Annotated in this window: 11 protein-coding genes; 5 read left to right on the top strand and 6 right to left on the bottom strand. The window is 71.3% G+C overall.

Annotated features, from left to right (window positions below; translation table 11 throughout):
- Position 1: 1 nt before the first annotated feature.
- Entirely contained in the window at positions 2-958 is a 957-nt protein-coding gene (locus ACZ6TD_RS08770; RefSeq protein ID WP_471352262.1) for a carbohydrate kinase family protein, read from the top strand.
- Entirely contained in the window at positions 955-2,265 is a 1,311-nt protein-coding gene (melA, locus tag ACZ6TD_RS08765; RefSeq protein ID WP_471352259.1) for an alpha-galactosidase, read from the top strand. Before ACZ6TD_RS08770 ends, melA begins: the two co-directional genes overlap by 4 nt.
- Before the next feature lie 64 nt (positions 2,266-2,329).
- On the opposite strand, the gene ACZ6TD_RS08760 is transcribed toward melA, so the two are convergent.
- The 6 genes from ACZ6TD_RS08760 to ACZ6TD_RS08735 form a co-directional block, all read right to left on the bottom strand.
- Entirely contained in the window at positions 2,330-3,271 is a 942-nt protein-coding gene (locus ACZ6TD_RS08760; RefSeq protein WP_471352256.1) for a LysR family transcriptional regulator, read from the bottom strand.
- 121 nt (positions 3,272-3,392) lie between these two features.
- On the bottom strand, positions 3,393-4,835 hold the full coding sequence (locus tag ACZ6TD_RS08755; protein ID WP_471352253.1) for a family 43 glycosylhydrolase: 1,443 nt from the start codon (positions 4,833-4,835) through the stop codon (positions 3,393-3,395).
- A 74-nt stretch (positions 4,836-4,909) separates the two neighbouring features.
- Positions 4,910-6,760 (bottom strand): glycoside hydrolase family 76 protein, encoded by a 1,851-nt coding sequence (locus ACZ6TD_RS08750; protein WP_471352250.1) that lies wholly within the window; start codon positions 6,758-6,760, stop codon positions 4,910-4,912.
- A 123-nt stretch (positions 6,761-6,883) separates the two neighbouring features.
- Entirely contained in the window at positions 6,884-9,178 is a 2,295-nt protein-coding gene (locus tag ACZ6TD_RS08745; RefSeq protein ID WP_471357567.1) for an AbfB domain-containing protein, read from the bottom strand.
- Between the two features lie 252 nt (positions 9,179-9,430).
- Positions 9,431-9,871 (bottom strand): hypothetical protein, encoded by a 441-nt coding sequence (locus ACZ6TD_RS08740; protein ID WP_471352247.1) that lies wholly within the window; start codon positions 9,869-9,871, stop codon positions 9,431-9,433.
- A 48-nt stretch (positions 9,872-9,919) separates the two neighbouring features.
- On the bottom strand, positions 9,920-10,381 hold the full coding sequence (locus ACZ6TD_RS08735) for an ATP-binding protein (RefSeq protein WP_471352245.1): 462 nt from the start codon (positions 10,379-10,381) through the stop codon (positions 9,920-9,922).
- A 243-nt stretch (positions 10,382-10,624) separates the two neighbouring features.
- On the opposite strand from ACZ6TD_RS08735, the gene ACZ6TD_RS08730 reads away from it, so the two are divergent.
- The 3 genes from ACZ6TD_RS08730 (at position 10,625) to ACZ6TD_RS08720 (ending at position 12,657) form a co-directional block, all read left to right on the top strand.
- Positions 10,625-11,500 (top strand): helix-turn-helix domain-containing protein, encoded by an 876-nt coding sequence (locus tag ACZ6TD_RS08730; RefSeq protein ID WP_256651470.1) that lies wholly within the window; start codon positions 10,625-10,627, stop codon positions 11,498-11,500.
- A 25-nt stretch (positions 11,501-11,525) separates the two neighbouring features.
- Positions 11,526-11,738, top strand: coding sequence for a DUF397 domain-containing protein (locus ACZ6TD_RS08725; protein ID WP_470010933.1), 213 nt, complete (start codon positions 11,526-11,528; stop codon positions 11,736-11,738).
- A gap of 103 nt (positions 11,739-11,841) precedes the next feature.
- Positions 11,842-12,657 (top strand): SAM-dependent methyltransferase, encoded by an 816-nt coding sequence (locus ACZ6TD_RS08720; RefSeq protein ID WP_471352241.1) that lies wholly within the window; start codon positions 11,842-11,844, stop codon positions 12,655-12,657.
- The last annotated feature ends 54 nt before the right edge of the window (positions 12,658-12,711 follow it).

The raw sequence follows: 12,711 nt of genomic DNA, 5'->3' as shown, positions 1-12,711 counted from the left end.
TATGCCACCCACCTTCGACCTGCTCGTCATCGGGGACGCCAACCCGGACGTCATCGTCGGACCGCTCGACACCCCGCTCGCCTTCGGACAGCGCGAACAACTCGTCGACAGCGGCGCGCTCACCCTCGGCGGATCCGCCGCGATCACCGCGTGCGGCGCCGCCCGGCTGGGGCTGCGCGTGGCCTTCGCCGGACGTGTCGGGGACGACGGCGCCGGACACTACATGCGCGACCGGCTCGCGGCGCACGGCGTCGACGTCCAGGGACTGCACCTGGACGGCAGCCTGCCGACACCGCTCACGGTCATCGTGACCCGCGGGGACGACCGGGCCATCCTCACCTCCCCGGGCACACTCGCCGCCACCTCGGGCCGCGACATCCCCCCACACCTGCTGACCTCGGCCCGGCACCTCCACGCCGCGTCCTTCTTCCTCATGCCGGGGCTCGCCGCCGATCTGCCGGACCTCTTCGACACCGCCCGCGCGGCGGGCGCCACCACCTCGCTGGACACCAACGACGACCCCTCGGGCCGATGGGACCCCGCGGCGCTGGCGCCCGTCCTCGCCCGGACCGACCTCCTGCTGCCCAACGCCGCCGAGGCACACCGGCTGGCCGGCACCGACGGCACGTCCGTCGCGGCGGCCGCCGAACTCCTCGCGCGGCAGGTCCCGCTGGTGGCCGTCAAGAACGGGGCGGACGGCGCCCTCTGCCACGACGGCCGGACCCTGCTCACCACCGCCGGGATCCGTGTCACACCCCAGGACGCCGTCGGCGCGGGCGACAGCTTCAACGCGGGCTTCCTCGCCGGACGGCTGACGGGCCGGCCCATCGCCGAGGCGCTCGACCTCGCCGCCGCCTGCGGTGCGCTGTCCACCCGCGCCGCGGGCGGTACCACCGCCCAGCCCACCTGGGACGAAGCCCTCACCCACCTCACCGCCAACGGAGACATCCCGTCATGATCAACCCCAAGATCGTGCTGATCGGCGCGGGAAGCGTCGTCTTCACCCAGGGCCTGCTGGCGGATCTCTTCGCCTTCCCCGAGCTGAAGACCGCGCGGATCGCCCTGCACGACATCGACCCGGAACGCCTGGCCACCGCCGAGGCCGCCGCGCGGTACATCGCCGAACGGCGGGGCGCCGCCGCGCACATCACCGCACACGCCGACCGGCGCGAGGCGCTCGACGGCGCCGACTTCGTCATCAACCTCGTCCAGATCGGCATGGGGGAGGCCACCCGGATCGACTTCGAGATCCCCGCGCGTCACGGTGTGCGGCAGACCATCGGCGACACCCTCGGCGTCGGCGGCATCTTCCGCGCCCTGCGCACCTTCCCGTTCCTCAAGGCGCTGGGCGAGGACATCGCCGCCGTATGCCCCGGGGCATGGCTGCTCAACTACACCAACCCGATGGCCATGAACGTGCAGTACCTCGTGGCGGCCACCGGGCTGACCCGGGTGGTCGGCCTCTGCCACTCGGTGCACTGGACCATCCACGACCTGTGCGACCTGCTGAAGGTCCCCTTCGCCGAGGTGACCTACCACGCCGCCGGGGTCAACCACCAGGCGTGGGTGCTCCGTCTGGAGCACGACGGCACCGACCTCTACCCCCGGCTGGACGCGCTGATCGCAGAGAACGAGCAACTGCGGCGGCGGGTCCGCGTCGACATGTACCGGCGGCTCGGCTACTACCCGACCGAGACCAGCGAGCACTCCTCCGAGTACGTGCCCTGGTATCTGCACCACGCCAGTGAGATCGAGCGGCTGCGGCTGCCCGTCGGCGCGTACCTCGGCATCGTGGACGAGAACGTCGCCGCGTACGAACGGACCCGCGAAGCCCTCGCGGCCGGCGCCCCCATCGACGTCGAGGGGACCATGGAGTACGCCCCGCAGATCATCCACTCGATGGTGACCGGCACCCCCAGGACCGTCTACGGCAACGTACCCAACCACGGGCTCATCGAGAACCTTCCGGCCCACGGCGTGGTCGAAGTGCCGTGTCTGGTCGACCGGTCCGGTGTGCGGCCGACCCGTGCCGGTGCGCTGCCCCCGCAGCTCGCCGCGCTCAACCGCACCTACCTCAGCATGAACGACCTCGTGGTGCGCGCCGCCCTGGAGGACGAGCCACGCCACATCCGGCACGCGGCCATGACCGACCCGGCGACCGCCGCCGCCCTGCGCGTCGAGCAGATCTGGGAGCTGTGCGACGAGATGGTGCGCGCACACGGCGAGCGGCTGCAACCGGCGCTGCGCGCGACCCTCGCCATCTGACAATACGAAGAATAGTGTGCCAAGCGGCTGACCCTACGGGTGCGGGCCGGGCGCCCGGACGCGGCTACGCGGATCCGCGCGGGCGCCCGGTCGCGGGTCGGCCCTTCGCGGTGCCGTCGGTCGCCTCGCGGAGCACGTCCCGCACCTGGCCGCGCAGCCACGCGTGGGCGGGGTCGCTGTCGTGCCGGTGATGCCAGGTGAGGACCACCTGGGTCGGTGGCAGCTCCAGCGGGAGCCGCCGGGTGACGAGGCCGAGCCTCGCCGAGGCGGGCCGGCAGACCTGCTCGGCGACGACGGCCACGGCGTCCGAACGGGACACCACGTCCAGCGCGGCGGCGCTCGTGGGCAGGGACGCGATCACCCGTCGGCGCAGGCCGCGTTCGGCGAGCGCGTCGTCGATGGCGTCGTGCAGCCGGCCCCGGCGTGAGACGGTCACGAAGGTCATGCGGATCAGCTTGTCGACGCTGACCCTGCCCTTGGCGAGCGGATGCCCCCGCCGCAGCGCCAGGACTACCCGGTCGGTGCCCACCACTTCGGAGGAGAGCTCCGGGCGGCGCGGCTCGTTCGCGCCGATCTCCAGGTCGACCTGGCCCCGGGTGCGGTCGGGCTGGTCGGCGGACGACTCGGCCAGCAGGCTCAGATGGAGGTGGGGGGCCGTGGCGCCGACCCTGGCGATCAGCGGGGCGGCGAGGGCCGCCAGCAGCGCGTCATGGCCTCGCACGGTGAAGTGCCGGTTCAGTGCGGCCAGGTCGAGTCGGCGTACGGGAGTGAGCACGGCGCCGGCCCGCCGGACCAGGTCGCGGGTCTCCTCGCGCAGTTCGAGGGCGCGCGGGGTCGGGACCATGGTGCGGCCGACGCGCACCAGGATGTCGTCGCCGGTCGCGCGACGGATCCGGGCCAGCGTCCGGCTCATGGCCGGTGGCGAGAGGCTCAGCCGGTCCGCCGCGGCGGTCACGCTGTTCTCCTCCAGCAGGGCGTCCAGCGCCACGAGCAAGTTGAGATCCACATGCGCCACGGTAAGGCAAGCTCCGGCAGGATTGCGCGGGGCGTCATGTCGCCGGCGATGAAGCGTCGGAGGGCCGTGTGCGGCCCCCGCCACCGGGCGGGGGCCGCGGATGTGCCGGGTGTCAGCGGGTGTACACCTCGGCGCGGTCCACGCTCACGAACGAGGCGCCCGACTGGGCGTTGTGCTCGCCGGTCACCCGGATGCGCAGGGTGTGCCGGCCGGAGGGGAGCCGGGGACTGAGGTACTGCAGGGTTTCGCCGGTGCGGATCGCGCCGTAGAAGTCCACGCGTTGCTCGGGGCCGCCGTCGATGCTGAGGGCGGCGATGCCGTTGCCGGTGTCGCGGACCGACAGCAGGGCGATCCGGGTGCCGGTGAAGGAGAAGGCGGCGGTGTTGCCCGCCCGGTCGCTCCAGTGGTCGTCGCTCCAGAAGCACTGGGTGGCGCAGCCGGTCCCCGAGTTCCAGGTGCCCGTGTACGACACGCTTCCGTCGCCGCTGGACCGGCCGTCGTCATTGATCCAGTAGGTGCCCGCCCCCGGGTCGCCGGACGGCAGGTCCTGGGTGGCGCCCATGGCGAGCGGGCGGCCCAGGTTCGGGCTGCCGTCGGCGTTCCAGGTGATCTTCTGGGCGCGGGTGGTGCGGTTGGTGTAGGTGTTCACCGACGTGGTCTTGGCGTGGTAGACGATCCAGTCCTCGGTGCCGTCGGGTGAGCGGAAGAACGCGTGGTGGCCTGGGCCGTAGACGCCGTGGTCGTCGGCGCGGGAGAACACCGGGCCGGAGTGCTGGGTCCAGTTGCCGGGCACGAGCGGGTCGGCGCCGGACGGCAGGGACATCATCCAGACCTGGTAGTCCGGCTTGCCCGTGTCGCAGGTGGAGTACGTCATCCAGGTGCGGCCGTCGCGGTAGAGGAACTCGGGGCCCTCGCGCACCTCCGGGCAGCCGCCGGCCGCGTTGATGGCGACCGCGTTGCCCGAGACGGTGTACGGGTTGGACATCGGGGCGAGGTTGAGGCCGTTGTGCTGGTACTGGTTGATGCCGGAATAGGCGAGGTAGAGGCGCCCGTCGTGCTCGAGGATGCCGGGGTCGATGGCGAAGTCGGCGGCGTGGTTGGGCGGCGTCAGACGGGACTTGAAGTGGTAGGGACCGGCCGGGTCGTCGCGGTCGGACTCCAGCACATAGAGCCGGTGGTGGTCGTCGACCCCGTCGTCGGCGGTGTAGTAGAGGTACCAGCGGTTGCCGAAGCGGTAGAACTCCGGTGCCCAGATGTGCTGGTTGCGGGAGCCGTCGGTGTCCGTCCACACGGTGACGGGGTCGGCGCCGAGCAGGGTGCCCAGGGAGGAGGAGCGCCACATCCGGATGCTGTCGCCCTGTGTGGTGGTGAGGTAGTAGGTGCCGTTCCAGGTGGTCAGAAACGGGTCGGGGCCGGTGTTGAGGGGGTTGCGGAAGGTGCCCGCGGCGGCGTGCGGGGCCGCCGTGGCGGCGGGCGGGGCGGAGACCAGGCCCCACAGGACGGCGAGCAGGGCGGTGAGCAGCGCCGCGTGGCGGCGGGTGGTGCGAGGGCTCATGGGCGCTTCCTTGCGTCGATGCGAGTACGGCTCGTGGGGCGCGGGGTGGCGGTTGGCCGGTTCGTGGGGAGGCGTCACAGGCCGTCCGCGGCCGTCAGCGCGCCGAGGGCACTGGCTTGGGTGCGCCAGTCCACCTGGTTGGGGGTGGTGCCCGCCCAGCGCTGCCCGAGCCGGTTGAGGGGGTCGCGGTCGGTGGCCCAGATCGAGTCGGCCTGCTTCTTGACGTACGCCCGGTAGGCGGCGGATCCGGTGGCGTCCGCGAGGTCGGCGAAGTGGCGCATGAAGATGCCCTTGAACTGCTTCTGGTTGTCGTCGCAGGCGTTGCCGCCGGTGTCGCAGGACTCGGTCAGCACGCCGTCGCGGGTCAGCGCCGCCGAGGTGGTCGCGGCGTCCGCCAGACGGCGGGCGGTGTCCAGGTACCGGGCGTTGCCGGTGGACCGCCACAGTTGGGTGAAGGCACCGATGGCGAGGCCCTGGTTGTAGCTCCACACGGTCTGGGAGTTGTTGCGGCAGTCGGCGGTGAGCCCGTCGTTGACCAGGCCCGCGCTGTTGATCAACCCGCTGTTGAGGTACCAGGTCGCGGCCGTGGCCGCCCGGTCGCCCCACACGGTGTCGCCGGAGATCCGCCGGTGCAGTGACGTGGTCAGCCACAGGTACAGCCCGTTGGTCACGGCGTTCTTGTAGGTGCGCTCCCGGTCCCACCACACACCGCCGCCGCAGGTGCCGGTGTCCCAGTACTGGTGGACGTAGGTGGCGATGGTGACCGCCTCGTCCAGGTAGCGCCGCTCATGGGTGTGGTCGTACGCGGCCAGCCAGGCCACGCCCCACCAGGCCGCGTCGTCGATGGCGCGGCTGATGAAGTGGCCCTCCACCGCGTCGGAGCCGCGCTCACCCGGGGCGAAGGTGCCGCGGTTCTGCTCGAAGGTGCGGGCGATGGCCCAGTCGTAGTCGTGCCGCCCGGTGCGCTCGGCGAAGTCGATGAGCGAGGTGACCGCGACGGCCGAGTTCCACCAACTGCTGCGCCACCAGCCCTCGTACGGGTGGTACGACGCCATCAGCGCGTCCGCCGCGGCGCGCGCCCGGCTCGGCGCGGGCCTGACCCAGGCCGTGCAACTGCCCTCCTGGTGGCTCGCCTCACGGCCGCACGCCCGGACCGCGCCGCCGAACATCAGCCCGCGCGGATCCCGGGTGGCGAACATGGCCGTCCGTGTCGAGGTCTTGCCCGACGCCACGCCCGTACGGCCGAGGGAGGAGCCCTCGGGCCAGGTGGCGCCGGTGTCCCAGGAGCGGTCGAGCCAGATCTCGTCGCCCGTGCCACCGCCTTCGATGACGCCCCACGCCATCGAATTCTTCTGGTCGACATGGAGGCTGATGGTGCGCCCGAACAGGGTGGTGGCGGGCACCGGGCGGTCGTCGCCCGCCGCGGTGGCGGGGTCGGCGCCGTCGCAGAACGCGCCGTCGCACACCTTCGGGTAGACCCAGTCGGTGCAGGTGACACCGGCGGCGTCACCGCAGGCGCGGATCCAGCCGCGGCGGTGGCCCACCGGGTCGGTGAGGTTGTACATCAGCGTGCGGGTGCCGGTCCAGGTGCCCGGGATGCTCGCCTTGCCGAGCAGGCCCTCCCAGGTGGCGCCCCGGTCCCAGGACCGGTCGAGCCAGACCGCGTCGCCCGTCACACCGTTGTCGATGCTGGCCCAGGCCATGGAGTCGGGGTCGGAGACGTGCAACTTCAGGATCCGGCCGCCCAGGTTCACCTTCGGCACGGGGAAGGTGTCGCGCTGCGCCTTCGAGGGGTCGAGGGTGTCGCACGCCAGCGCGCAGACCGGGGTCGCGGCACGGGACGGCGTGGGGAGGGCGACGAGACCGGCCAGGGCGATGGCCAGGGTCAGGAGTCCGTGCAGGACACGGTGGAGCCGCGCTGACATGACGTACCCGCCTTTCCGTGGGGGGCCGTGCGCAGATGCGTGGGGGAGGAGAGAAGGGCGGCCGCCCGCGCGGGGGCGGCCGCCGGAGGGTGCGGGCCGTCGGTCAGGGCCCGCGGCGGTCGGTCAGGGAGCCCAGGGCGGCTCGATCGCCCAGGTGGTGTCCTCGGTGAAGCCGGCCGGGTTGTCCCAGGCGTGGGCGCCGCCGGACTGGGCCAGCCACAGCTCGGCGTTGATGTGCCGCAGATACTGCCCGGGGAAGTTGGCGGCCGACATCCGGATGCCACCGCTGCCCTGGGTCGGGCACCAGGTGGCGTCCTCCTTGGAGACGGTGGAGCCGTCGCCCGCCTCGCGCCGGACGCGGAAGTCGCGGTGGCGCAGATACTCACCGGGGTAGTTGCGGGACTCGAAGGAGTAGCAGAGCTTGTTGGCAAGCCCCTGCCTGACCGTCCAGGTGGCGTCCCGCTTCAGCAGGTCGGCGCCGGCCGCGTTCACCACCTCGGTGAAGCCCAGCCCGTCGTAGTGGCGGATGTAGCGGTCGGTGTAGCCGGGGGTGGTGACCCGGATCGACACGTTCTGCCCGACGGGCAGTTTCACGGTGGCGCCGGCCGACCGGGAGGCCGCGATGAGGGCCTGGTTGGCGGCCCGTACCCGGGCCTGGTCGACCTTGACCACCTGCCGGTCGTAGGACATCAGCCCGTTGGCCTCGTTCTCCACGTCCGTGATCTGGGTGTAGACGGAGGCCGACAGGCCGCCCGCGGGCATGGCGTTCTCCCGGATCCCGTCGAGCAGACCGATGAGCCGGTTGTTGAGCGCCGAGGTGGTCGGCTGGTCCTCGTAGCTGAACCCGCCGCCCGGATACCACTCGTGGCCGGGCACCCGGTAGCCCAGGCCCCCGTACTCCCCGAGCACCGAGGCGCGCACCGACTCCGCCGGGGTGTTGCCGGGCCCGACGTAGTTGTGGTTGTCGACGACGTCGCCGTTGCCGCCGTCCTTGGCGGCGCAGCAGTTGACGCCGCTCATGTTGTCCACGAGGCGCGAGGGGTCGTACGCCTTGACCATGTCCGCGATGCGGGCCTGGTCGTACTGGCCCCAGCCCTCGTTCTGGTCCACCCACTGGATGAGCGCGGGCGAGCTGCGGTGCTGGTCGATGATGGCGCGGTACTCGCTCTCCCACTGGGCGCGGGCCGCGGTGCCCGGGGTCTTGCCGCTGTCCATCGAGGGCATGTCCTGCCACACCAGCAGCCCGAGCCGGTCCGCCCAGTAGAACCACCGCTGCGGCTCGACCTTGATGTGCTTGCGGACCATGTTGAAGCCCAGGTCCTTGTGTTTCCGCAGGTCGTACTTGAGGGCCTCGTCGGTGGGGGCGGTGTAGATGCCGTCCGGCCAGTAGCCCTGGTCCAGGGTGCCGGTCTGGAAGAGATACGTGCCGTTGAGCACCGGACGCCGGACCCCGCCCACGTCCTTCACCGCGATCGACCGCATGCCGGTGTAGCTGCCGACCTTGTCGGCTCCGGCGCCGCCGGTCAGCTCGGCCGTGACGTCGTACAGGAACGGGTCCTCCGGCGTCCACAGGTGGGCGTTCGGCACCGGCACGGAGAGCTCGCCGCCCACCGTGCCGGTGGTGCTCCCGACCGTCGTACCGCCGCTGGAGACCGTGACCTTGACGCCCGCGCCGTCCGCTCCTCCGGCGCCGCGCACCGTGACGCGCAGGGTGTTGTCCTCCAGGCGCGGGACCAGGTCCAGGCGGGTGATGTGCGCGGGGGCGGTGGGCTCCAGCCAGACGGTCTGCCAGATCCCCGACGAGGCGGTGTAGACGATGCTCCTGCCGGGGTGCGGGGTGACGTCCTGGACGCGTTGCTTGCCGATGGCCTGACCGCCGGTCTCGGTGGGGTCGTACACGGAGATGACGATGGTGTTGCCGCCGCCGTTCAACAGGGGCGTGATGTCGTAGGAGAAGGCGTCGTAGCCGCCGCGGTGGGCGGCGCCCGCCTGCCTGCCGTTGACCCAGACCGTCGTCTCCCAGTCGGACGCGCCGAAGTTGAGCTGGACGCGGCGGCCGTTCCAGCCGGAGGGGACCGTGAAGGTGCGCTTGTACCAGAGCTTGTCATTCTGGGTGATCTTGCGCTGGACGCCGGAGAGCGCGGACTCGGGCGCGAACGGCACCCGGATCTGCTCACCGAACGTGGCCGGCTGTCCGGCGTCGCGGGAGGTGACCGCGAAATCCCATATCCCGTTCAGCAAGGCCCAGTCGGGCCGGGTGAGCTGCGGGCGCGGATACTCCGGCAGGGGGTTGTCGACCGGGACCTGGTTCGTCCACGGGGTCGTCATGGGGGAGGGTTTGGGATCCCATGCCTGCGCGGCGTGGGAGGGGCCGGCGCCGGAGACGAGCAGACCGGTGGCGGCCAGCGCGGGGACCACGGCGGCGGCCACGCGCCGCCGCCAGGTCCGTCTTGGGCGGAGGAGGGAGGGGAAGCGGAGGAACAAGTGTCTCAGCACGCTGCTGCTCCATGGTCCGGTTGGCGCCGCCGCCCGGAGAGCGGCGGAACTCTTCCACAGGGAACACTTGCTGCACGCATTACCAGAGCACTCACTCCAGTGTTTGTCCATACCTTGGGACAACGTTGTCGGCCAGGCAGGCTCTCGTGCGGAGCGGCAGCGCGCGGGAGGACCCTAGATCGCTCGGGGTGGCCCGGAGGCGTCCCCCGGTGACCAGCTGGGTTGGATGCCCGCGATATGACAGGTCATGAAGTACAGCGGAATCGGCGGTGTGTACGGCGAGTCGTCCTGGGGGTGGTGGATCAGGCGGGGGAGGCGGGAGCGCCCGGAGTGCTCGCCGCTCAGGCCGGTCATCCGCGCCCCGACCGCATAGCTGGTGAACAGCGGCCAGGCGACGTCGATGTTCGACCCCGACGGCACGATCCACCACCATCGCTGGTCGTCGGCGAAGACACAGCCGATGCGGGGCAGACACTTCATGACCCGCCTGCCGATGTCCGCGGGCATCCCGACCGCGTCGTATCCCAGCCTGGCGCGCAGTCCGTCGGGGAGGCGCAGGCGCCCGCGGTGGCCTCGCCAGAGGCGCGCCGCGCCGAGTGACGGGGCCTCAGGCATCTCATGTGCCTCAGTCACCTCGGGGGCAACAAAATGTCGGTCCATGAGTCAGTGACACTCTTCCGTGCGCGACGGCAGCTCGGCCCATACGATCCGCCCCGGCCCGTGCGGGGCGTCCCTGAAGCCCCAGGCGCTGCTCACCGCGCCGACCAGCAGAAGCCCTCGTCCGCAGTGCTCATCGGGGTCCGGGGTGCGGGGCGCGGGGAGGGTGTGGGCCCGGATCTCGTCCTCGACCTCGAGGCGCAGCAGTCCCGCGCCGATGCTCAGCCTGCACTCCAGGTGATCGCTGCCCGTGTGCGTGACCACGTTGGTGACCAGCTCGGAGACCACGAGGAGCGCGTCGTCGCACACCGGGGCGCTCACGCCCCAGGCGCGCAGCCGCTCGCGCACGGCCGCGCGGACCGTGCTCACCGAGGAGGCGGTGGCCGGAAGCCGTACGGCACATCCCGGGTGGGTGTCCTGCTCCCGGGACGTCCGAAGGGGAGTCAGGGGAAGGGCGAGGGGAGCCACGAGCGGCCGCCTTTCGTCTGCCTGCGCATCATGACCGTGCCGTTCCCGCACTGCGCAGTGCCTACGGACGTACCCACGCAAGCGTTCCCACCGTGATCGGACGGTGTGACCACTGTGACAGGTGCAACGAACGACTTGCAAGCGGTAAGTTGAAAATTGCAAGTTGCCATCGGGGGGATGCCGTTCGCGCGGCCGGCGACCGTGACAGACTGCAGCCGTAGCCCGGTGTGGGGAGGTAGAGCGTTGGCGGCGGAAACCGCATGGGGCGGTGCCCCCTCTGTCCTCCGCATGATCCTCGGCAGGCAGCTGGAGGAGCTGCGGACGCGCGCCGGCCTGACCTACGACCAGGCGGGCGCGGCGATCGGGGTCAGCCACTCCACGATCCGCAGGATGGAAGCCGCCAAGGTGGCCCGGCTCAGGCTCGCGGACGTGGAGAAGCTGCTCCAGACGTACGGCATCACCGACCGGCATGAGCTCGACACCTTCCTGAAGTCGGTGCGCGAGGCCAACAAGCGCGGCTGGTGGCACACCTACCGCGATGTGATGCCGGACTGGTTCGCCGCGTATCTGAACCTGGAGCAGGCGGCGCTTCAGATCCGCGCCTACGAGGCGCAGTTCGTCCACGGGCTGCTGCAGACCGAGGACTACGCCCGTGCGCTGCTCAGCGCCGGAAACCCGCACGCTCCGTCGGAGGCCACCGAGCGCCGGGTCGCCCTGCGCATGCAGCGCCAGGAACTGCTGTCCCGGGAATCCCCTCCCCGGCTGTGGGTCGTGATGGACGAGACGGTGCTGAGGTGGCCGGTCGGGGGCCCGGCCGTGATGCGCGCCCAGATCGACCACCTGATCGAGGTCAGCGCCCTTCCCCAGGTGACCGTGCAGATCATGCCGTTCGGGAGCGGCCCGCATCCGGCCATGCGGGCCGGTGCGTTCCATGTCTTCCGGTTCAGGGCTCCGGAGTTGCCCGACATCGTCTACCTCAGCGGCCTGGTTGGCGCGGTGTATCTGGACAAGGAGGAAGACGTGGTGGTGTATCGCGAGGTCCTGGACCGGATGGGCGCCCAGTCGGTGCCCGCCAGGAAAACCGAGGCCGTCCTCGGCGCAATTCGCAAGGAGCTCTGAAGTGCACCACCACATACGCGGCGACATGCCCTCCCACGACCTCGGCACCATGGGCTGGTCCAAGCCGTGGAGCGACGACGCCGGGGGCGCCTGCGTCGAAGCCAAGAAGCTGCACGACGGGCGGGTGGCGCTGCGTCAGTCGACCGACCCGGACGGCCCCGCACTGGTTTTCACCACGAACGAGATGACCCGGTTTCTGGCGGGTGTGAAGGCCGGCGACGCCGACTTCCTCTGCTAGTCGCCACGGCACCGCATCCTTCCCGGTCGCGCGGGCCCGTCCCGGCCCGCGCGACCGGGGGCCACACCGACAGTGAACTGACGATCCACTGGGAGAGGACGCCTTGAGCGACAACGGATGGTCGGCCGACCGCATCGACACCGAGAGCGCGCATTCGGCACGTATCTACGACTACATCCTCGGCGGTAAGGACTACTACCCGGCGGACAAGGAAGCGGGCATCGCCATGTCCCGCGAGTGGCCCGCCCTGCCGATCCACATGCGGGCCAACCGCGACTTCATGAACCGGGCCGTGCGCTATCTGGCCGAGGAGGCGGACATCCGGCAGTTCCTCGACATCGGCACCGGCATCCCGACCTCGCCCAACCTCCATGAGATCGCCCAGGCGGTGGCCCCGGACTCCCGGGTTGTCTACGTGGACAACGACCCCATCGTTCTCACGCTCTCCCAGGGCCTGCTCGCCAGCACGCCGGAGGGCAGGACCGCCTATGTCGAAGCGGACATGTGCGAGCCCGCCACCATCCTGGAGGCTCCCGAACTCCGCGAGACCCTCGACCTGACCCGGCCGGTCGCCCTGACGGTGATCGCCATCGTGCACTTCGTCCTGGACAAGGACGACGCCTACGGAATCGTCAACCGCCTGCTGGAACCGCTGCCCTCCGGCAGCTACCTGGCGATGTCCATCGGCACCGCCGATTTCGCGCCGGACGAGGTGGCCCGGGTCGCCCGTGAGTACGCGGCCCGCGACATGCCCATGCGGCTGCGCACCGAGGCCGAGGCCGAGCGGTTCTTCGACGGCCTCGAGCTGGTCGAGCCCGGTCTCACGCAGGTCCACAAGTGGCGCCCGGACGCCACCGTCACCGAGGACATCAAGGACGAGGACATCGCGATGTACGGAGCGGTGGCCCGCAAGCCCTGACCGTCGTTGACCGGTGGGCCCGGCGCCGTGTCCGGGCCCACCGGCCGACTGCCC

Source organism: Streptomyces yongxingensis (assembly GCF_055597465.1).
Note: the sequence above shows the minus strand (reverse complement) of the source record. Positions and strands in the feature narration are given on the sequence as shown.

Coding starts and splice junctions, on each gene's coding strand:
- ACZ6TD_RS08755 (WP_471352253.1), bottom strand. CDS start 4,835: ATGAGCCCTCGCACCACCCGCCGCCACGCGGCGCTGCTCACCGCCCTG.
- ACZ6TD_RS08770 (WP_471352262.1), top strand. CDS start 2: ATGCCACCCACCTTCGACCTGCTCGTCATCGGGGACGCCAACCCGGAC.
- melA (WP_471352259.1), top strand. CDS start 955: ATGATCAACCCCAAGATCGTGCTGATCGGCGCGGGAAGCGTCGTCTTC.
- ACZ6TD_RS08750 (WP_471352250.1), bottom strand. CDS start 6,760: ATGTCAGCGCGGCTCCACCGTGTCCTGCACGGACTCCTGACCCTGGCC.
- ACZ6TD_RS08740 (WP_471352247.1), bottom strand. CDS start 9,871: ATGCCTGAGGCCCCGTCACTCGGCGCGGCGCGCCTCTGGCGAGGCCAC.
- ACZ6TD_RS08725 (WP_470010933.1), top strand. CDS start 11,526: ATGCCCTCCCACGACCTCGGCACCATGGGCTGGTCCAAGCCGTGGAGC.